Raw genomic sequence first — 19,638 nt, 5'->3', positions numbered from 1 at the left:
GTAGGAGGGAATCCGCATGTACGTCGGTATTGATGTGGGCACATCCGTCGTCAAGGCCGCCGCCTTCGACAGCGGGGGCCGTCAACTGGCCGTCGAGTCGCGCCCGGTGGAGCTCTCCCTGCACGGCGGGTTCGTCGAGCAGGACATGGACGAGGTCTACGGCGCCGTCGTCGACGTCCTCGGCAAGCTGACCGGGCGGGTGCCGGAGCCGGTGGAGCTGGCCGGGCTGACCGGGCAGGGCGACGGGGTGTGGCTGGTCGACAAGGAGGGGCGGCCGGTGCGTTCCGCGCTGTCCTGGATGGACGGGCGGGCGCACCAACTGCTCGACCAGTGGCTCGCGGACGGCACGTTCGAGACGGTGTTCCGGCGGACCGGCGGTGCGATGTTCCCGGGCTCGCCGGGGCCGTTGCTGGCCTGGCTCGACCGGTACGACCCGAAGTCCCTGGACGCCGCCGCGGCCGCCGTGTACTGCAAGGACATGGTCTTCCAGCGGCTCACGGGCGCCGCGCGGGCGACGACGGACGTGTCGGACGCGTCCATGCCGTTCCTCGACCCGCGGACCCGGTCGTACGACAACCGGGTGGTGGAGCTCCTCGGGCTCACCCGTCGCCGGCGACTGCTGCCGCCCGTCGGGGATCCGATCACCACGGGCGAGACCCGGGAAGGGCTGCCGTCCGGGACACGGATCTCGAACGGGCCGTACGACCTGCCGGCCTGTGCGCTGGGGGCGGGGGTCACTGAGCCCGGGGACGGTCTTTTGATCGTGGGGACCTGTCTCGCCGCGCTGGTCGCCACGACCGAGCTCGATCTGACCGGTGAGCCGGCCGGCCTGTACATCTCCACCGACCGGCACGGGCATCGGCTGCGGGCGATGCCGGCGATGGTCGGGACCGCCGCGCTGGACTGGGTGCTGTCGACGACGGGCGTCACGCACGCGGAGGTGGACGAGCTGCTGGCGTCGACTCCGCCGGGGGCGCACGGGGTGCGGGTGCTGCCGTACTTCGCTCCCTCAGGGGAGCGGGCTCCCTTTGTCGAGCCTCATCTGCGGGCCGAGCTCACGGGGGTCTCGCTGGAGACGACGCCTGCCGATCTGATCCGGGCGACCTGTGAGGGGATCGGTTACGCGGCTCGGCACTGTCTGGAGGCGGCCGGGCTGACGGGGTCGCTGGCGGTGTGCGGTGGGGGGACCCGGAGTTCCGCGTGGATGCAGTTGCTGGCCGATGTGCTCGGGCGGCCGCTCAGGGTTGTGGAGGGGGAGGTGGGTGCCCGGGGGGCGGTGCTGGCTGCGGCCGAGCAGTACGGGGTCTCTCTTGACGCGGAGGTGTGGACCGAACCGACGGCCGTTGTCGAGCCGGATCCGGGGCGTTGCGCGTATTACTCCAAGGGGTTCCAGGAGCATTTGGGACGGTTGGATGTGGCTCGGGGGCGGGCCGGACGTTAGCCGCGGGTCTCGTCGTGGCTGGTCGCGCGGTTCCCCGCGCCCCTGGGTGGACTGGAGTGCACGGTGTTCATGAGGTGCTCGAATTGCGGTGGGAGTCTTCAGGAGTTTCGCGGGCTCACTGATGACGAGCAGAGGTTCGTCCGGGAGCGCAAGCCCAGGCACACGCGCCTGGGCTCGTACTACCGGTGTGCACGGGAAGGGTGTCTGCGGTATCAGCGGCTCGGGGACCAGAACGACGGGGGTTCCTTCCCCGAGCCGGAGAAGTGACTACAGGTTGCTGAAGTCGGGGCCCTTGGTGCGGCTGCGCTTGATCTCGTAGAAGCCCGGAACCGAGGCGACCGCCAGCGTGCCGTCCCACAGGCGGGCGGCCTCCTCGCCCTTGGGGGCCGGGGTGACGACCGGGCCGAAGAAGGCGATCTGCTCGCCGTCGGGGCCGGGAACCGCGATGACCGGGGTGCCGACGTCCTGGCCGACCTTGTCGATGCCCTCCTTGTGGGAGGCGCGCAGTTCGGCGTCGAACTCGAAGTCCTTCTGGTCGAAGTACTCGATCAGGTCGGCGGGCAGGCCGACGTCCGCCAGAGCGCCCTCGACGGCCTCGCGCGTCGGGCCCTGGCCCTCGTTGTGGATACGGGTGCCGAGCGCGGTGTACAGCGGGCCGAGGATGTCGGAGCCGTGCTTCTGCCAGGCCGCGGTGACCACCCGGATCGGCTGCCAGGCCTTGGTCTCAAGCAGCTCGCGGTACTCCTCGGGCAGCTCGTCGATCTTCGGTTCGTTCAGCACCGCCAGGCTCATGATGTGCCAGCGCACCTCGATGTCCCGGACCTTCTCGACCTCCAGGACCCAGCGGGAGGTCATCCAGGCCCAGGGGCACAGCGGGTCGAACCAGAAGTCGACGGGGGTCTTGCCGGAGGTGCTCGCGGTCTCGGACATGGGTCTCCTAGAGAAGTGTTCGTCTCCACCGGCAACACCGCTCCCCGCCCACCCCATTCCCGGCTGACCGATGTCAGGGGCACATGGCAGGATCGGGCCTGTCCGCATGCTGAACACCATCCGAGGGAGCATCGCCGTGCCCGGTGAGAATCTGTCCCGTGACGAGGCCCGGGAGCGGGCCGCCCTGCTGTCCGTCGACGGGTACGAGGTGTCCCTCGACCTGCGCTCGGCGGTCGGGGACGAGACCGGGGACGGTCCGCGCACCTTCCGGTCGGTGACCACGATCCGCTTCCGGTGCAACGAGCCGGGGGCGACGAGCTTCGCGGACCTGATCGCGCCGAGCGTCACGGCCCTCTCGCTGAACGGCCGGGACCTCGACCCCGGCGAGGTCTTCGACGGCTCCCGGATCGCCCTGGAGGACCTGGCCGCGGACAACGAACTGGTCGTGGACGCGCAGTGCGCCTACTCCCGCACCGGCGAGGGCATGCACCGCTTCGTCGACCCCGAGGACGGCGAGGTCTACCTCTACACGCAGTACGAGCCGGCCGACTCCCGCCGCGTCTTCGCCAACTTCGAGCAGCCGGACCTCAAGGCGCCCTTCCGCTTCGAGGTGCGGGCGCCGGAGGGCTGGACGGTGTGGAGCAACGGCGTCGGGACGGAGAGCGACGGGGTCTGGCGGTTCGCGGAGACGAAGCCGATCTCGACGTACATCACGTGTGTGGTGGCGGGTCCCTACCACTACGTGACGGACTCCTACGAGCGCGTCCTCGACGACGGCACCCGCCTGGAGATCCCCCTCGGCGCCCTGTGCCGCAAGGGGCTCGCCCCCCACTTCGACTCCGACGACGTCTTCCTCGTCACCAAGCAGGGCCTGGACTTCTTCCACGAGCACTTCGACTACCCGTACCCCTTCGGGAAGTACGACCAGGCGTTCGTGCCCGAGTACAACCTCGGTGCGATGGAGAACCCGGGCCTGGTGACCTTCCGCGAGGAGTTCATCTTCCGGGGCAAGGTCACGCGGTCGTCCTACGAGGGCCGGGCCAACGTCATCCTGCACGAGATGGCCCACATGTGGTTCGGCGACCTGGTCACCATGGTCTGGTGGGACGACCTGTGGCTGAAGGAGTCCTTCGCGGACTTCATGGGGACCTTCGCCAACGTCGGCGCGACCCGCTTCACCGACGCCTGGATCACCTTCGCCAACCGCCGCAAGGCCTGGGCCTACCGCGCCGACCAACTGCCCTCCACGCACCCCATCACCGCCGACATCCGCGACCTCCAGGACGCCAAGCTCAACTTCGACGGCATCACGTACGCCAAGGGCGCCTCCGTACTGAAGCAGCTCGTCGCGTACGTCGGACAGGACGCGTTCCTGGAGGGCGCCCGGCGCTACTTCAAGCGGCACGCGTACGGCAACACACGGCTCGGCGACCTGCTGTCCGTCCTGGAGGAGACCAGCGGCCGGGACATGGGCACATGGGCGCGGTCCTGGCTCCAGACGGCCGGGGTCAACTCGCTGACTCCGCAGGTGCTGTTGAACGCCGAGGGGCGCATCGACGAGCTGGCGGTCGTGCAGGAGGCGGCCGAGTCGCACCCGGAGCTGCGGCCGCACCGGGTAGCGGTGGGGCTGTACCGCCGTACGCCCGCAGGGGCGCTGGAGCGGTACGCGCGTGCCGAGGCGGACGTCGACGGCCCGCGTACGGTCGTCGCGGAACTGGCCGGTGCCGAGGCGCCGGAGCTCGTGCTGGTCAACGACGACGACCTGACGTACTGCAAGACCCGCTTCGACGCGGGCTCCCTGGAGACCCTGAAGGCGGGGCTCGGCGACCTCACCGACCCGCTCGCCCGTGCTTTGTGCTGGTCGGCGCTGTGGAACATGACGCGGGACGCGCTGCTCCCGGCCAGGGAGTTCGTGGACATCGTGCTGCGCTTCGCGGGCCGCGAGTCCGACATCGGCGTCCTGCAGATGCTGCACGCCTGGGCCGAGTCGGCGCTCGTGCACTACGCGGCGCCCGAGTGGCGGGACACGGGCGCGGTGCTGCTCGCCGAGGGGGCCGAGCGGGAGCTGCTCGCCGCCGAGCCGGGCAGCGAGCAGCAGCTGGCGTGGGCGCGGTTCTTCGCGCGGACGGCCGCGGGCCGGGCCGCCTTCGACCTGTTGCAGGGCCTGCTGGACGGCACGTCGGCCATCGAGGGGCTGGACGTCGACCAGGAGCTGCGGTGGGCGTTCCTGCAGCCGCTGACCGTGTGGGGGGTCGCCGACGAGAAGGCGCTGGCCGCCGAGCTCGCCCGCGACGACACCGCCTCCGGCAAGCGCCACCAGGTCCGCTGCCTGGCCGCCCGGCCCTCCGAGGCGGTCAAGGCGCAGGCGTGGGCGCAGGTCGTGGAGTCCGACGCGCTGTCCAACGCGCTGGCCGAGGCGACGATCGCGGGGTTCGAGCAGCCGTCCCAGCGGAACCTGCTGGAGCCGTACACGGAGAAGTACTTCGCGGCGATCGAGCGGATCTGGAAGGACCGCTCGATCCAGATCGCGATGAACCTCGTCTCGGGGCTGTTCCCCTCCCTCCAGGACTCGCGGGCGACGCTGGACGCGGCCGACGCGTGGCTCGCGGCCCACGAGGACGCGGCGCCGGCGCTGCGCAGACTGGTGCTGGAGGGGCGGGACGATCTGGCGCGGGCGCTGCGGGGGCAGGAGTGCGACGCGCAGGCCGTCAACCCCGTCAACCACGGGTGACCTTTGGCCTGAGCTTGGGCGTCCGGTAGCCGTTACGAAATACGGTCAATAGGAGCCGTAACCCCTGGTCCCACCCGAATGGACCAGGGGTTTTCGCTGCCTGCTCGGCACCCGAACACCCGTCCTTTAGTACTGTCTTGTCCGCATTTGTCGACAGGCGTGTAACAGCGGTTATCGGGCGGTCCGAAGGCGGGAATCTCCGTCGCATGAACCACAACACCCCGGTCCCCCCGCTCTCCCCCCGCCCCCTGCGTCACCTCTCCGAGGTGCACCGCCGTGTCGTGACGGCCGGCCGGCTGCGTGCGACCGGCGTCTCGGTCGCGGAGGCCAACGAGCAGTGCCGGCCCGGCGGCCCCTGGCAGCAGATCCTCCCCGGTGTCTTCCTGCTCCACCCGGGCCCGCCGACCAGCGAGGAGCGGCTGCACGCGGTGCTGATGTACGCGGCACGGGAGCAGAGCGCCGGGGTCCCGACGCAGCCGGGCGCGGAGGAGCCGCACCGCCCGGTGTACGCGGAGGCGATGATCACCGGCCTGGCCGCGCTGACCCTGCACGGCTTCAGCTCGACCCCGCCGCTGCTCTCCCTGGACCGGATCGACGTCCTGGTCCCGAGGATGCGCCGGCTGCGCTCGGCGGACGGCGCGCGGATCGTCCGCACCTCGGCGCTCCCCGCCGCCGAACAGGTCACCGGCCTCCCGGTCGCCCCGGTGCCGCGCGCCCTCGCCGACGCGGTCACCGAGCTGACGGACGCGGGCGCGGTACGCCGGCTGCTGACCGAGGCGGTGCGCGGCGGGCACTGCGAACCGGCCGCAGTGGTCCGGGAGTTGACCAACGCCAAGCTGCTCAACCGCCCGCACGTGGTGGACGCGGTGGACTCCCTGCTCGCCGAGGGCCGCGCCATCGCGGAGGACCGCCTGTACCGCATGGTCGCGGAGTACGGCCTCCCCGACCCGGTGTGGAACGTCGACCTGAGGCTGCCGGGCGGCCCCCACCTGGGCGGCCTGGACGCGTACTGGCCGGAGCAGGCGGTCGCGGTGGAGCTGGACACCCGCGCTCCGCGTCAGGGCCACCGGCAGGACGACGACGAGCTGTGGTCGGAGTACGCCCGCAAGCGCGAGCACCTGGAGCGGCTCGGCATCACGGTCGTCCACATCACCCCGCGCAAGCTCCGGGAGGCGATGGAACAGCAGGCGACGGTGGTCCGTACGGCTCTGATGGCCTCCGGCGACCGAGATCCCGCCGCCTATGTCGTGGTGCTGCCCCGGTAGTGACGGACCGGGGCGGGACCAGGAGGGGAGAGGAGGGGCCACGGCACTGGGGAGCCGGGGCCCCTCCTCATTGCGTGTGCGGCCGCTGGAGCGGGTCGGGCAGCGCGGGGCGGACGGCGCCCGCGGCGGCACGGTCCAGCAGGGCCGCGTACGACGCGATCATCCGCGTACGGCTGAAGCGTTCGCGGCTCGCGGCGAGGGCCGGGGCGAGGTCGGTGCGGGCCGCCGCCGCCCGGGACCAGGCCGCCGCGATCTCCTCCGGGTCCGGGGCCGTGACCAGGCCGTGCCCCGCCACGATCGCCGCGCTGTCGCCGACGTCGGTCGCCACCGGGACCGCGCCGCACATCATGCCCTCGATCAGACACAGCGGGGCGGCCTCGCCCCAGGCGGAGGTGAGGGCGACGACGTCCGAGGCGGCGTACAGCGTCTCCATGTCGCGCCGGACACCCAGCAGGCGCAGTCCCCGGTCCGCGAGGGCCGGGGCCCCTCGGAACGCCGTCGCGATGTCCGCGGTGAGCCCGGGGTTCGCCGCCGTCATGCCCGCCCCGCACATCAGCACCTGCCCGTCGGGGACCCGGCCGAGCCAGGCGCGGGCGGCGGCGAGCAGCAGGGGGACGTTCTTCATGGCGTCGTAGCGGGCGGCGAAGACGACCACGGGGGCCGCCTGGTCGATGCCGAGTTCCGTGCGGAGCGCGAGGCGGCGGGCCGCGTCCGGGCGGAAGCGGAAGAGGTCGACGCCGTTGGGGATCACATGGAGGAGCTCGGCGGGGATCCCGGCGGCCCGGTACGCGTCCCTCGTCGACTCGGCGCAGCAGACGCAGGCCACGACCGTGCCGTCGGCGATGGCGGCCTTCAGCTCGTCGAGGGCGGCGCCCTGGTTCTCCGGGTCGGAGCGGTGCAGACAGACCACCACCGGGCGGCGCGGCAGCCCTGCCTGGTTGAGCAGCCCCAGCGGCTGTTCCTTCAGGGAGAGCACGACGTCCGCGCCGGCCGTCGCCCGGGCTGTTTCGGCCAGCTCAGGCCCGGTGAAGTCGGCCGAATCACCGGTGCCGCGGAAGGTGCGTCCGAGGGAGGTGACGCCCACGCCTGCCGCGGTGAGCGCCCGGTAGCAGGTGTCGTCCGTCATCCGCTGCCGGGTCGCCTCCCGGTGGACCTCGCCGTACAGGCTCAGCACCCGATGGTGCTGGCCGCCCTCGGTGAGACCCAGAACGATGTCGCTGTGCACGATCCGGGCCCCACCGGAGAAGAAACCCTCGTAGACCGACAGCACTCGCAGCTCGCGTCCCGTACGCACACGACCACCCGCCTTGCACTCAAATCGAGCCATCCCCGTGAAGTGCGGGTTAGCCGATATGAGGCGGTACAGACGTTACGTCCGGATGAACTGCGTGCTTCGTGTCCGAGTCGGCGCGCCTACTCGCCGCAGAACTCCGCCTCGACCACCGCGTCGGCGTCCCCCGACCAGTCGCCGTTGAAGTTGAAGGCGAGGGAGTGCCGGCCGTCGGCCGTGGTCACGGCCACGGAGGAGGAGCCGTGGATGCCGCCGTCGTGCCCCCAGACATGGACTCCGCAGCTGAGCTTCCGGTCCAGGAGAGCGAGGCCGTAGCCGGCGTCCGGGACCCCCTCGACGGGCACCGTGGTCTTCATCTCCTTCAGCTGCTTCGGGGGCAGCAGCCTGCCCTTCAGCAGGGCCGAGTAGAAGCGGTCCAGGTCGGCCGAGTCGGAGATCATCTCGCCCGCCGAGGAAGCGAGCGAGGGGTTCAGTTCGGTGACGTCGTACGTCGGCCCCGTCGCCGTCTGCGCGAGCTTGGAGTAGGCCCGGCTGCTGGGCTTCGGGACGGTGACGCGGGTGCCGGGGACCGAGGTGGCGCTCAGGTGCAGCGGGTCGATGATCCGGTGCCGGATCTCCTCGCCGTACGAGCGCCCGGTGACCTTCTGGATCACCATGCCCGCCAGGACGTAGTTGGTGTTGGAGTACTTCCAGGAGGTGCCCGGCGCGAAGTCCGGCTTGTGGGCCATGGCGACCGCGACGAGCCGTCCGGGGCTCTGGGTGTCGTAACGATGCTTGAAGAAGCCCTCCTTGAGGAAGTACGTGCGCCCGAACGTCTCGTCGGCGGTGTAGTTGAAGATCCCGCTCGTGTGGTTGAGGAGTTGCCGGAGGGTGATACGGCTGCCGTCGTGGCCGTTGCCGCGGACCACGCCGGGCAGCCACTTCTCCACCGTGTCGTCGAGCGACAGCCGTCCCTCCGCCTCCAGTTGGAGCAGCACGGTGGAGACGAAGGTCTTGGTGATGGAGCCGACCCGGTAGCGGTCGTCCGCCTTGCGCGGTGCGTGTGTCCTCAGGTTGCCCGTCCCGGCGGTGGTCGACCAGGGGCTGCGGCCGTCCCTCGCGGTGAGCGTCACCCCGGGCACACCGTCCTGCACCGCGGCGCGGACGGCCTGCCGGGTGGCCGCATGAGTGTCGGACCCGGCCGCCATCGCCGGAGCGGCGAGGCCGGTCGTGAGTGCCACGGCAGTCGCCCCGACCACCACAGTCGTACGTACGGTCATGTCTTCCCCCTGTTCGGGCACACCCGGTCGGCGTGATCGGCGGGAGAGACCCACGCCGGGAGGGGAAGGTTGAGGCCGGCGCTGCCGGTTGGGCCGGTTTCAGCCCTTCTTCAGCACCAGCTCCGTGTTCCGGTCCCCCGAGGCGCCGCCCAGCTTGTTGCTCGAACCCGGCGCGTTGTAGGCGAGTTCGCGGTAGAGGGCGGCGAGGCCGGTCTGGGAGAGGTCGGCGAAGTCGGTGCGGTGGGGAGCCGCGGACTCGACCAGGGTGGTGAAGATCGAGATCGTGCCGTCCTTGTTGTCGGCCAGCTCGATGACCCGGGCGAGGTGCGGGAAGTCGATGTGGGAGGCGGTGGAGATCTCCCAGAAGGAGCGGCCGTCGGGGGCCGAGTGGGCCTTGATCACATTGCGGTGGATGTGACCGTTGACCCAGGCCAGGACGTTGCTGTGGCTGGCGAGCAGGGCGACGACGTCCTGGCCGCCGTAGCGCCGCTCGTCCGGGTGGGCCGGGTCGCGGCGGAGGTTGTCCATGGAGTCGCTGGTGTGGTGGCTGAAGACGACGACGAAGGAGTCCTTGTTCTCCCGCAGCGTCCGGTCCAGCCAGCGCAGCTGCTTGGTGCCGATGGACCCCTGGTAGTGGCCGCCCGGGTCGGTGGTGTCGAGGCTGATGCCCACGACGTCGTCGGCGATGCGGAAGCTGTAGTACTGGGTGCCCGCGTCGAGGTTGGCGGTGGAGTAGCCGTGGCCGACCGGGCCCACGCCCCGGTACGCGGGGTCGAGGTGGGCCGTGAGGTAGTCGCGGGCGGTGTAGGGGGCGCGCCGCTCGTCGGGAGTGACCGAGCGCATGTTCCGGGCGTGCGCCTTGAGCAGGTCGCGGAAGTGGTGGCCCTGCGGGTCGCTTGCCTTCCGGATCATGTCCTGGAGCTTCTTCGACTCGGACGCGGGCAGTGACATCAGCTTCTTGCCGCCGACGGCGTACTCGGCGAGCCAGGAGTCGCCGTGGCCGTAGCAGCCGAGCGGCAGGCTGTCGTGGTTGCCGACCGTGGAGTACCAGGGGATGGTGAGGCCGGGGCTGTTCACCTCCCGTATCGCGGCGGCGAGATAGCCGCGCAGGTGCGGGAAGCCGAGCTGCTTGTCCTGGTCGCGGGTGGTCGAGTCGGGCTGCCAGTACTGCTTGAGTCCGCTGTTCTGGACGCCCTCGTAATGCCGCGGGTCCCCGGAGTTGGGGGTGATGCGGCCGCCGCTCATGACGGTGAGGAACCAGTCCAGCTCGTGGCGGGAGTTGTTGTCCGTGTTGTCGCCGGTCGTCATGGCGAACTGGAGCGGGGCGCCGGTGACGGGGCCGCCGCGCAGCGCGTTGACCCGCTCGACGAGCGAGATCGCGCCGGGCACGGTGAGCGCCTCCTGGGGCCGCCAGGCGTGCACGTCGGTCGAGCGCAGGTACTCCAGGCGCATCGGGTGCTGGCTGTCCATCAGGTGCAGGTCGGTGAACTGCACGAACGCGGCCAGGGAGGTACGCCGGCCGGCCCGCCCGGACTTCGGGGCGGCGAGCTCGGCGCGCACCTTGCGGCTCCAGCCGGCGCCGTCGCCGAGCCGCCGGTAGCCGGAGCTCGTGCGCGGGGTGGCGACGGAGGCGACGGTGGTGCCGCGGGTGTACGGGGCGAGGGGGACCTCGACGGGGACGGCGGCCTTGTGGACGGTCTGGGCCACCGGCGCCTCGGCGGCACCGGTGGTCGTGGCGGCCTGGCTGTCGGTGGGCCGCAGGGCGTAGCCGACGCCCGCGGAGACGGCGGCCGCACCGGCGGCGGCGAGGACGGTGCGACGGTGGACCGCCGGCGTGGTGCTGGCGACAGAGCGTGTGCGCGACATGGCGCGATCTCCCCGAGTGCGAACTGCGTCGGCAGTGGTCGCGGGGTGATCGCGTTCGCGAACAACCCGCTCGCTCTGGATGCTTGGCACCGGGAATGACCTGCGCGTGAACGAGACGGCAACGCGCAACGCCGATCACCGTACGTGGATCTTGGGCCACCCTGCGCGTTCAGGAGCGCTCGTCGAACGGCCCGGAGGCGGTCACTCCGTGTTCATCTTCCGGGGTACGACACCTATTCCCCGGGCCGCCCGGCCACCGGCCGCTCCCGCCACAGCCGCAGGCCGTAGTCGACCAGGGGCACGCGTTTCAGCGCGGGTACCGCGTCCAGGTCGTGCCATTCGGCCATGTCGGTGGAGCCGCCGACCTCGTACCGCAGTTCGCCTCCGGTGACCCGGGCCTCGTAGATCAGTCCCACGCCGTGGTGGTCGACGGTGCGGCCGAAGCGGCGAGGAAGGGTGACGTGGCGGGACTTGACACCGAGCAGACCAGTGACCTCGACGCGGTATCCCGTCTCCTCCACCACCTCCCGCAGAACCGTGTCACAGGGGTGCTCGCCGTGCTCCATACCACCGCCCGGCAACGTCCACTCCGGCAGGCCGTCGTTGAGCCAGCGAGCCAGCAGGATCTGTTCGTCACGGACGCATATGGCGTAGGCCGCCACCCTCAACGTCTTGCGCATACAGGCAAGTTAGCCCGCCGGATCCGGATTGGCCGGTGAGTATTCGGGCGCGGACCAGCGCAGCGGGAGCGCCGACGGGGTCTCCACGGTCTCCCGTACGGTGAAGCGGACCCTGCGCTCCGGGCCGAACTCGGTGTGCGCCTCGCCGGTCAGCTGGAGTGTGCTGCCCGTCGTCCAGTCGAGGAACAGCAGCCCGGCCCGGGGGTCCGCGGCGAGGTTGCCGAGGGTCAGGAACATGGAGTTGCCGGGGTAGTCGCGCCAGCTGAGCTCTCCCGGTGAATCGACGCGCACGAAACCGGGGTTGCCGCCCCGGTGGCTGACGTCGGCCCCGTCCTGGTGCACGGAGGCCAGGAAGAAGGTGTCGGCCGCGGTGACGAACTCGGCCTGCCCGGGCGTGAGTTCGGTGCCGCGCAGTGGGTCGCCGCCGCGCCGGTCGGCCACGACCTCGTACGACTCCCTCTTCTGCAGGTACTTGGGGCAGTTCGCGAACACCTGGTCGGCCTCGATCGCGAACCCCCGTGCCGTGGGCCCGAGTCGGCCGTTGAGGCGCATTCGGCGGCGGGTGCGGGGATCGAGGGCGATCGTGCCGACGGGGGTGCCGGGGGTGGCGAACGCCGTCGCGAGAGGGTCGGCCGGCAGCCAAGGGCCAGTGACCGAGACACGGTGCGGTCCCGTCGCCCTCACGAACCCCGGCGCCCCGGTGAGCGGGGACGCCCAGACCCGGCCCGTCGAGGGGTCCGCGGCACCGGCGACCAGCAGTGGCTGGAGTTCCAGGAAGGCCGCGGCGACGTCCCGGATGCCCCGGCCGACCGAGCGGCCCACGTGATCGGCCTGCTCGCGTACGCCCACCCGGTCCTGCACGGTCCGAGAGCCCGCGTGATAGACGCCCACGACTAGAAGAACCCGCAGGTCGGGGCGGTGCCGGAGGGGGCCGGTGCCTCCTCGGCGCCGCTCGGCACGGAGATCTCCAGGCGGGTGCCGTCGGGGTCGTGGAAGAAGATGCCGCCCGACCCCGCGCCCTCGCGGTGGGCGACCACGCCCTCGTGGGCGAAGTCCGCGCCGTACGCCCGCAGCGCCTGCTCGTACTCCCTGACCCGCTCGATCGAGTCCGCCTCGAAGGCGAGGTGGTGCAGGCCCGCGCGATCGGGTCCGTACGGCTGCTCCGCCTGCTGCCAGAGGGTGAGGACGAGGGTCTCGCCGTCGCCGAGGAAGGCGTACCGGCGGCCTTCCTCCTTGCCCTCGGCGAGGGGCGTGAAGCCGAGGACGTCCCGGTAGAAGGCGAGCGAACGGTCGAGGTCGGTGACGTTCAGGCCGATGTGGCCGGTGCGCAAGGTCACGGCTGTCCCCTTCAGCTTGGCCAACCCGCATGGTTAACCCTTGTAAGTGACTTTAAGGGTTAGAGATGACGAGCGCAACCAGTCACGTACGCTTGAGCGGTTAGCATGGAAGGGAGCCCCGCATGCCCGCCCCCCGCGACCCCCGCCCGCTCACCGGCGAACCGCTCGCACTCGATCTGCTCAACACGCAGTGGATGGGCGAGGGGACCCTCCAGGACCTCCTCGCCGATGTCGACGGGCTCCGGGTGTGGCTCGACTCGGCCGGGCTGAGCGGTGACCACGTCGCGGACGGCAGGATGCTGCGGCACGTCCGGCAGGCCCGACAGGCCCTGCGCACGGCGGTGGACGGGTCGCTGGAGGAGGGGGCCCCGCTGGTCGACGCGGTGCTGGAACACGGGCGGGTCCGGGTCGCGCTCACCCCCCAAGGCCCGGTGGAACGACCCGAGTTGGGCGACCCCGACTGGGGGCCCGCCTGGCTCGCCGCCCGCAACTACCTGGAATTGCTCGGCACCGCGCCGGACCGGATCCGGTCATGCGCCCACGAGTCGTGCGTACTGCACTTCCTCGACACGTCGAGGAACGGCACCCGGCGCTGGTGCTCGATGGCGACCTGCGGCAACCGCGCGAAGGCGTCCCGGCATTACGCGCGCACCAAGGACGCCTGAAAAGACCGCCCCAAGGGCCCGTAGGGCGAATTGCCCGCTTTCGCACGCACCTTCGCCAATGCCCCTAAAGGCCATCGCGGGTTTTCCCCATACACCCATATCGATTCGGTCAACTCTCCCTAAACATCTTTCCCATGCGTAAAGCTGGGCGGTCATCCGGGGTCTTCTTCCGGATAGCCGTGGCCAGGACCGATCGGTCCCGGTCACAGACCCGCTCGTTCCTTTACCTACAAGGGATGCCGATGACCCTCACCCCCCAGCGCGCTCCTATATCGGGCGCGAGACGTGTGGCGCGCATAGCCGCGGCCGCCGGACTGGTCGCCGCGCTCTCCGCGGCGGGGCCGATACCCATGGCCTTCTCCGCGGACACGGGCACCACCGCTGCGGCGTCGGACCCGGGCCTGAAGTCCGCCGACGAGAAGCTCGGTTCGGACGACGCCGACGCGCTCGCCGAGGCCAAGGCCGACGGCGCCAAGAACATCACGCTGATGGTCGCCACCGCCCCCGGCAAGACCGAGCAGGTCGCCGAGGAGCTGGACGCGGTCAAGGGCGGCCTGGTGGGCCTCACGTACGACAAGCTCGGTTACGTCCGGGCGACCGTCCCCACCGCGAAGGCGGACTCGGCCATCGCCGCCGCCGCGAAGCTCTCCTCCGTGCACGGCATCGACGTCAAGCAGGACATCGCGCTGGACGACCCGACGCCGAGCGCCGACACCGCCAAGGGCGCCGCGCACAAGGCCGCGAAGACGTACCCTGCGCCGAGCGCGAAGACGCCCGCCCAGAACCCGTACAACCCGTCCTTCGAGACGGGCGCCGTCGACTTCGTGAAGGAGCACCCGAAGGCGGACGGCCGCGGCGTCACCATCGGCATCCTGGACTCGGGTGTGGACCTCGGCCACCCGGCCCTGCAGAAGACCACCACCGGTGAGCGGAAGATCGTCGACTGGGTGACGTCGACCGACCCGGTCTCCGACGCCGACGCCACCTGGCGGCGGATGAACAACCCCGTCAGCGGCCCGACCTTCACCATCGCGGGCGCCACCTGGAAGGCCCCGGCGGGCTCCTACCAGTTCAACCTGTTCCGCGAGTCGGCCACCGCCGGCGGTGACGCCAAGGGCGACGCCAACCGCGACGGCGACACCACCGACGTCTGGGGCGTGCTGTACGACGCGGCCGCCGGAACCGTCCGGGTCGACCTGAACAACAACAACGACTTCTCCGACGACACCCCGATGAAGCCGTACAAGGACGGGTTCCAGGTCGGCTACTTCGGCACCGACAACCCGGCGACCGACGTAGCCGAGCGCCAGCCGTTCGTCGTCGAGATCCGCAAGGACGTCGTCTACGACGCCGCGGGCAGCAAGGCCGACTACGTCAACATCGGCGTCATCGAGTCCGAGCACGGCACCCACGTCGCCGGCATCACCTCCGCCAACGGCCTCTTCGGCGGCCGGATGAACGGCGCGGCCCCGGGCGCGAAGATCGTCTCCTCCCGTGCCTGCACCTGGACCGGCGGCTGCACCAACGTGGCGCTGACCGAGGGCATGATCGACCTCGTCGTCAACCGCGGGGTCGACATCGTCAACATGTCGATCGGCGGCCTGCCCGCGCTCAACGACGGCAACAACGCGCGCGCCGAGCTCTACACGCGCCTCATCGACACCTACGGCGTCCAGCTGGTGATCTCCGCGGGCAACTCCGGCCCCGGCGCGAACACCATCGGCGACCCCGGTCTGGCCGACAAGGTCATCTCCGTCGGCGCGACCATCTCCAAGGCGACCTGGGCCGCCAACTACGGCTCGCAGGTGAGCAAGTCGTACGCGATGATGCCGTTCTCCTCGCGCGGTCCGCGTGAGGACGGCGGCTTCACGCCGACCCTGTCCGCCCCGGGTGCGGCCATCAACACCACGCAGACCTGGCTGCCGGGCTCCCCGGTCGCCGAGTCGGGCTACACGCTGCCGGCCGGCTACTCGATGCTCCAGGGCACCTCGATGGCCTCCCCGCAGGCCGCGGGCGCGTCCGCGCTGCTCATCTCGGCCGCCAAGCAGAAGCACATCGCGCTGACGCCGGCCACCCTGCGCACCGCCCTGACCTCGACCGCCGAGCACATCAAGGGTGTGCAGGCGTACGAGGAGGGCGCGGGCCTCATCGACATCGTGGACGCCTGGGACGCCATCAGGCACGGCGCCACCGCCCACAACTACACGGTCAAGGCCCCGGTCGACACCGCGATCGACCAGTTGCTGAAGACCCCGGGCTACGGCACGGGCATCTACGACCGCGAGGGCGGTCTGAAGGCCGGTCAGAAGAAGACGTACGACGTCACCATCACCCGTACGTCCGGCTCGGCCAAGGCGCTCCGCCACGAGCTGCACTTCCACAACAACGCCGGTAGCGCCTTCCGGATCCTCGGCAAGGACGACATCAGCCTCCCGCTGAACCAGCCGGTGACCGTCAAGGTCCAGGCCCAGCCGAAGTCCGCTGGCCTCAAGAGCGCGATCCTGGTCGTCGACGACCCGAAGACCGAGGGTCTCGACCAGCAGATCCTCACCACGGTCGTCGTCTCGGCGCCGGTGAAGTACACCTACACCGCGTCGAACACCGTGCAGCGCAACAGCACCCAGTCGTACTTCGTGACCGTGCCCGCGGGCGCCAAGTCGCTGGAGGTCGCGATCGGCGGGCTGAAGGACAAGAGCCAGACCCGCTTCATCGCCATCAACCCCTACGGCGTCCCGGTCGACAACACCGGCACCCCGTACTGCTACAACAACTACCTCGACGGCAACGGCTGCAAGGCCGACGCCCGTTCCTACGCCGACCCGCAGGCCGGTGTCTGGGAGATCGAGGTCGAGTCGCGCCGCACCTCGCCGCTGCTCGACAACCCGTACAAGCTGGACGCCGCCGTCTACAGCGCGGTCTTCGACCCGGAGACCGTGACCGTCCCCGAGGCCAAGGTCGGCACCCCGGCCACCGCCTCCTGGAAGGTGACCAACACCCTCGCCGCGATCGACGGCAAGCTGGCTGGCGGCCCGCTCGGCTCGTCCAAGACGGCCCGTCCGACCATCACCGAGGGCGCCACCCAGACCACCACGGTCGAGGTGCCCGCGGGCGCCAAGTCGCTCGACGTCGCCATCGGCAACGTCTCCGACGTCTCCGCCGACCTGGACCTGTTCGTGTACGACGCGTCCGGAACCGAAGTGGGTCGCTCCGCCGACGGCGATTCGGAGGAGGCCGTCTCGGTGGCCACCCCGGCCGCCGGCACCTACACGATCCAGGTCATCGGGTACGCCGTCCCGGCCGGTTCCACGGCGTACGACTACCAGGACGTGTTCTTCTCCAGCACCCTGGGCACCGTCTCGGTCTCGGACGCGCCGGTGAAGCTCGCCACGGGCGCCTCGACGACCGTCTCCGGCAGCGTCACCGCCCTGGCGGCCGCCCCGGAGGGCCGTGAGTTCTTCGGCCAGGTCAGCCTCGTCAACGCGCGCGGCACAGTCGCGGGCGTCGGCAACGTGAAGATCGAGAAGGTCACGCCGTAACACTTCTCCGTACGGCGATCAAAGGGGCGGGCGTCCGTGAGGGCGCCCGCCCTTTCTCGTGCCCTAGCAGCCGAGCCCGCGCGAGGCCGGGAGCGAGGCGGTGACCCAGGCCCGCTCCCGCGCGATCTCCTGCTCGCCGACCACCCAGTGGTCGGGGCTCGGCGCGCCCCCGGTCACGCCGAACAGGACGCGGGTGCCCTTGGTGAGGGGTTCGGGGAGGTCGTACTCGCCGATCGCATAGGTGAGGTCCTTCACCCCGAGTGTCGGCTTGTAGTAGTGGCTGACGTGCACGGTGACCTGGAGTTCCCCGGCTGCGGGGAGTTCCCTGACCGCGGTGACCTCGCCCTCGGCGACCGTGGTGGCGCAGGCCAGGTAGGACGGGCTGCCGAAGCGGACGCCGGCTTCCGCCTTGGACGACCCCGAGTCGGCCGAGCTCAGGCTGTCCGCACCGCTGTGCCCGAGGAGCCAGCCGAGGCCCGTGACGGCACTCGCGACGGCGGCCGCCGCGAGGGTGCCGAAGGCCAGGGTGCGGGCGCGCCGGCGGGCGGTCCGGGAGGGCCGCAGGGGAACGGGTTTCGGCGCGGGCGGCGCTTCGGCGAGCCTCTCGCCGAGGATTCCGAGCTGCTCCCTCAGTAGCCCGAGGTCGGCCTCGGCCGCCCGGTACTCGGCCAGGAACGCCGGGTCCGCGCGGGTCTCGTCGCCGGGCTCCTCGCCGGTGATGGCGGCCATGAGCGCGTCGCTGTCGTACGTCTCGTTCTCGGCGCTCATGTCACACCACCTCGTCCTCGTGCAGGCGGGCGCGCAGGGCCCGCACCGCCGTGTGCAGGCGGCTTTTGACCGTGCCCTCCGGGACACCCAGCTCCTGGGCGATGGAGCGCACCGGCAGATCGGCGAAGAACCGCAGCACGAGGACCTGGCGCTGCTGGTCGGGCAGCTCGTCCAGGCCCTGGGCGACGGCCAGGGAGAGCACGCTGGTGTCCTCCCCCGAGGGGTGCTCGTGCTGGCGCAGCGAGGCCAGCCGCTCCCCCAGCCGCTCCTGGCGCTTCTTTGCCCGGTGCCAGTCCATGGCGAGGTTGGAGGCGACGACGGCGGCCCACGCGGACACGTCCCGTGGCGCCTCGTACCCCTTCGCCGCCCGCTCCAGCAACCGCAGGCGGACCTGCTGCACCCCGTCCGGCAGGTCCGCCTGCGGCACCCCGCCCAGGGCGAGCACGGCCCGCACCCGGCGTTCCTGCGCCGCGTCCAGGGGGTCGTCCCCCTGGGTTCGGCGGGCGATTCTGCGCAGCACCGACACCCCTCCCCTCCCCGCGTTTCTCCTACGACGCCCGTGGGGCGGGAAACGTTCGACGGGGCCCGGGGAAAATCTTCCGAGGTGTACGTCACACCGGGCGGGACGCGCCGCACGGCTTGCGGCCCGGGGCCGCAGGGGGGCTAATTTCTCCAGCTCAGCCGGGGTGCGACGCGAGTTCCGCAAGGGCTCGAGGACTGCGGGCGTCCCAGTCCTCGAGCATGGAGCACAAAGAATTGGACAGGCTGACCCGGGTCGGCCGCATGATGGAAAAGCCGCAGACACATCCAGGACACGCAGAGGGAGTCACCGTGAGGGTCGGAATCGTCGGAGCCACCGGACAGGTCGGCACGGTCATGCGCGGGATCCTCAAGGAGCGGAACTTCCCGGTCACGGAGCTGCGCCTGTTCGCCTCCGCGCGCTCGGCGGGGTCGGTCCTGGACGGCGTGACGGTGGAGGACGCGGCGACGGCCGACTACACCGGCCTGGACATCGTGCTGTTCTCGGCGGGCGGCGCGACCTCGAAGGCGCTGGCCGAGAAGGTCGCCTCGCAGGGCGCGGTCGTGATCGACAACTCCTCCGCCTGGCGCAAGGACCCCGAGGTCCCGCTGGTGGTCTCCGAGGTGAACCCGCACGCGATCGCGGACCGCCCCAAGGGGATCATCGCCAACCCGAACTGCACCACCATGGCCGCGATGCCGGTCCTGAAGGTGCTGGACACGGAGGCGGGCCTTCAGACGCTGATCGCCACCACCTACCAGGCGGTGTCCGGCTCGGGCCTCGCGGGCGTGGCGGAGCTGCACGGCCAGGTGCAGAAGGTCGCCGCCGAGGCGGACAAGCTCACCCACGACGGCTCGGCGGTCGACTTCCCCGAGCCGCAGGTCTACAAGCGCCCCATCGCCTTCAACGTTCTCCCCTTCGCGGGCAACCTCGTCGACGACGGCCTGAACGAGACCGACGAGGAGCAGAAGCTCCGCAACGAGTCCCGCAAGATCCTGGAACTCCCCGAGCTGAAGGTCTCCGGCACCTGTGTGCGCGTCCCGGTCTTCTCCGGACACTCCCTCCAGGTCAACGCCCGCTTCGCCCGCCCGATCTCCCCGGAGCGCGCGACGGAGCTCCTGGCGGGTGCCCCCGGTGTGACCCTCTCGGACATCCCGACCCCGCTGCAGGCCGCCGGCCAGGACGCCTCCTTCGTCGGCCGCATCCGCCGCGACGAGACGGTCGACAACGGCCTCGCCCTGTTCATCTCCAACGACAACCTCCGCAAGGGCGCCGCGCTGAACGCGGTCCAGATCGCGGAGCTGGTGGCGGCGGAGCTCAAGGGCTAGCCCGGGGGCCTGCGCACCTCA

General features: G+C 71.0%; 15 protein-coding genes. 6 read left to right on the top strand and 9 right to left on the bottom strand.

The genetic code is table 11. The features are described from left to right. Positions 1-16 precede the first annotated feature (16 nt). Positions 17-1,441: an FGGY-family carbohydrate kinase gene (locus tag D1369_RS26885; protein WP_007382047.1), complete on the top strand. Its 1,425-nt coding sequence runs from the start codon at positions 17-19 to the stop codon at positions 1,439-1,441. A 267-nt stretch (positions 1,442-1,708) separates the two neighbouring features. On the opposite strand, the gene D1369_RS26875 is transcribed toward D1369_RS26885, so the two are convergent. Next, positions 1,709-2,371, bottom strand: a complete 663-nt coding sequence (locus D1369_RS26875) for a DsbA family protein (protein ID WP_007382049.1) — start codon at positions 2,369-2,371, stop codon at positions 1,709-1,711. A gap of 136 nt (positions 2,372-2,507) precedes the next feature. Here D1369_RS26875 and pepN point away from each other — a divergent pair, with 136 nt between their 5' ends. Continuing rightward, a complete protein-coding gene (gene pepN, locus D1369_RS26870; RefSeq protein WP_037903315.1) occupies positions 2,508-5,102 on the top strand; it encodes an aminopeptidase N in 2,595 nt (864 codons plus the stop codon). Between the two features lie 206 nt (positions 5,103-5,308). Beyond that, on the top strand, positions 5,309-6,367 hold the full coding sequence (locus D1369_RS26865; RefSeq protein ID WP_037900036.1) for a hypothetical protein: 1,059 nt from the start codon (positions 5,309-5,311) through the stop codon (positions 6,365-6,367). Between the two features lie 67 nt (positions 6,368-6,434). Here D1369_RS26865 and D1369_RS26860 read toward each other — a convergent pair whose 3' ends face one another. The 6 genes from D1369_RS26860 to D1369_RS26835 all read right to left on the bottom strand — a co-directional run bounded on the left by D1369_RS26860 (position 6,435) and on the right by D1369_RS26835 (position 12,800). Beyond that, the gene (locus D1369_RS26860; RefSeq protein ID WP_118082647.1) at positions 6,435-7,637 is read right to left on the bottom strand and encodes a glycosyltransferase; all 1,203 of its coding nucleotides are present in this window, start codon (positions 7,635-7,637) and stop codon (positions 6,435-6,437) included. A 143-nt stretch (positions 7,638-7,780) separates the two neighbouring features. Then, positions 7,781-8,917 (bottom strand): serine hydrolase domain-containing protein, encoded by a 1,137-nt coding sequence (locus tag D1369_RS26855; RefSeq protein WP_037900038.1) that lies wholly within the window; start codon positions 8,915-8,917, stop codon positions 7,781-7,783. A 99-nt stretch (positions 8,918-9,016) separates the two neighbouring features. Further along, positions 9,017-10,783, bottom strand: a complete 1,767-nt coding sequence (locus D1369_RS26850; protein WP_007382054.1) for a TIGR03767 family metallophosphoesterase — start codon at positions 10,781-10,783, stop codon at positions 9,017-9,019. Positions 10,784-11,016: 233 nt separating this feature from the next. Then, positions 11,017-11,463: an NUDIX hydrolase gene (locus D1369_RS26845; RefSeq protein ID WP_007382055.1), complete on the bottom strand. Its 447-nt coding sequence runs from the start codon at positions 11,461-11,463 to the stop codon at positions 11,017-11,019. A 9-nt stretch (positions 11,464-11,472) separates the two neighbouring features. Next, on the bottom strand, positions 11,473-12,354 hold the full coding sequence (locus tag D1369_RS26840; protein WP_007382056.1) for a pyridoxamine 5'-phosphate oxidase family protein: 882 nt from the start codon (positions 12,352-12,354) through the stop codon (positions 11,473-11,475). A gap of 2 nt (positions 12,355-12,356) precedes the next feature. Beyond that, positions 12,357-12,800 (bottom strand): VOC family protein, encoded by a 444-nt coding sequence (locus D1369_RS26835; RefSeq protein ID WP_037900040.1) that lies wholly within the window; start codon positions 12,798-12,800, stop codon positions 12,357-12,359. Positions 12,801-12,922: 122 nt separating this feature from the next. On the opposite strand from D1369_RS26835, the gene D1369_RS26830 reads away from it, so the two are divergent. Both D1369_RS26830 and D1369_RS26825 read left to right on the top strand, forming a co-directional pair. After that, entirely contained in the window at positions 12,923-13,465 is a 543-nt protein-coding gene (locus D1369_RS26830; protein WP_007382058.1) for a CGNR zinc finger domain-containing protein, read from the top strand. A gap of 242 nt (positions 13,466-13,707) precedes the next feature. Beyond that, the gene (locus D1369_RS26825) at positions 13,708-17,001 is read left to right on the top strand and encodes a S8 family serine peptidase (RefSeq protein ID WP_037900043.1); all 3,294 of its coding nucleotides are present in this window, start codon (positions 13,708-13,710) and stop codon (positions 16,999-17,001) included. Between the two features lie 63 nt (positions 17,002-17,064). On the opposite strand, the gene D1369_RS26820 is transcribed toward D1369_RS26825, so the two are convergent. Both D1369_RS26820 and D1369_RS26815 read right to left on the bottom strand, forming a co-directional pair. Next, a complete protein-coding gene (locus tag D1369_RS26820) occupies positions 17,065-17,769 on the bottom strand; it encodes a hypothetical protein (protein ID WP_037900045.1) in 705 nt (234 codons plus the stop codon). 1 nt (position 17,770) lies between these two features. After that, a complete protein-coding gene (locus D1369_RS26815; protein ID WP_007382061.1) occupies positions 17,771-18,295 on the bottom strand; it encodes a sigma-70 family RNA polymerase sigma factor in 525 nt (174 codons plus the stop codon). A 305-nt stretch (positions 18,296-18,600) separates the two neighbouring features. On the opposite strand from D1369_RS26815, the gene D1369_RS26810 reads away from it, so the two are divergent. Further along, entirely contained in the window at positions 18,601-19,617 is a 1,017-nt protein-coding gene (locus D1369_RS26810) for an aspartate-semialdehyde dehydrogenase (protein WP_007382062.1), read from the top strand. The last annotated feature ends 21 nt before the right edge of the window (positions 19,618-19,638 follow it).

It is taken from the genome of Streptomyces sp. CC0208 (assembly GCF_003443735.1).
Lineage (GTDB): Bacteria > Actinomycetota > Actinomycetes > Streptomycetales > Streptomycetaceae > Streptomyces > Streptomyces sviceus.
The sequence above is the reverse complement of the archived record's forward strand: the minus strand, read 5'-3'. Positions and strand labels throughout refer to the sequence as shown.

Coding starts and splice junctions, on each gene's coding strand:
- D1369_RS26885 (WP_007382047.1), top strand. CDS start 17: ATGTACGTCGGTATTGATGTGGGCACATCCGTCGTCAAGGCCGCCGCC.
- D1369_RS26875 (WP_007382049.1), bottom strand. CDS start 2,371: ATGTCCGAGACCGCGAGCACCTCCGGCAAGACCCCCGTCGACTTCTGG.
- D1369_RS26865 (WP_037900036.1), top strand. CDS start 5,309: ATGAACCACAACACCCCGGTCCCCCCGCTCTCCCCCCGCCCCCTGCGT.
- D1369_RS26855 (WP_037900038.1), bottom strand. CDS start 8,917: ATGACCGTACGTACGACTGTGGTGGTCGGGGCGACTGCCGTGGCACTC.
- D1369_RS26850 (WP_007382054.1), bottom strand. CDS start 10,783: ATGTCGCGCACACGCTCTGTCGCCAGCACCACGCCGGCGGTCCACCGT.
- D1369_RS26845 (WP_007382055.1), bottom strand. CDS start 11,463: ATGCGCAAGACGTTGAGGGTGGCGGCCTACGCCATATGCGTCCGTGAC.
- D1369_RS26830 (WP_007382058.1), top strand. CDS start 12,923: ATGCCCGCCCCCCGCGACCCCCGCCCGCTCACCGGCGAACCGCTCGCA.
- D1369_RS26825 (WP_037900043.1), top strand. CDS start 13,708: ATGACCCTCACCCCCCAGCGCGCTCCTATATCGGGCGCGAGACGTGTG.
- D1369_RS26820 (WP_037900045.1), bottom strand. CDS start 17,769: ATGAGCGCCGAGAACGAGACGTACGACAGCGACGCGCTCATGGCCGCC.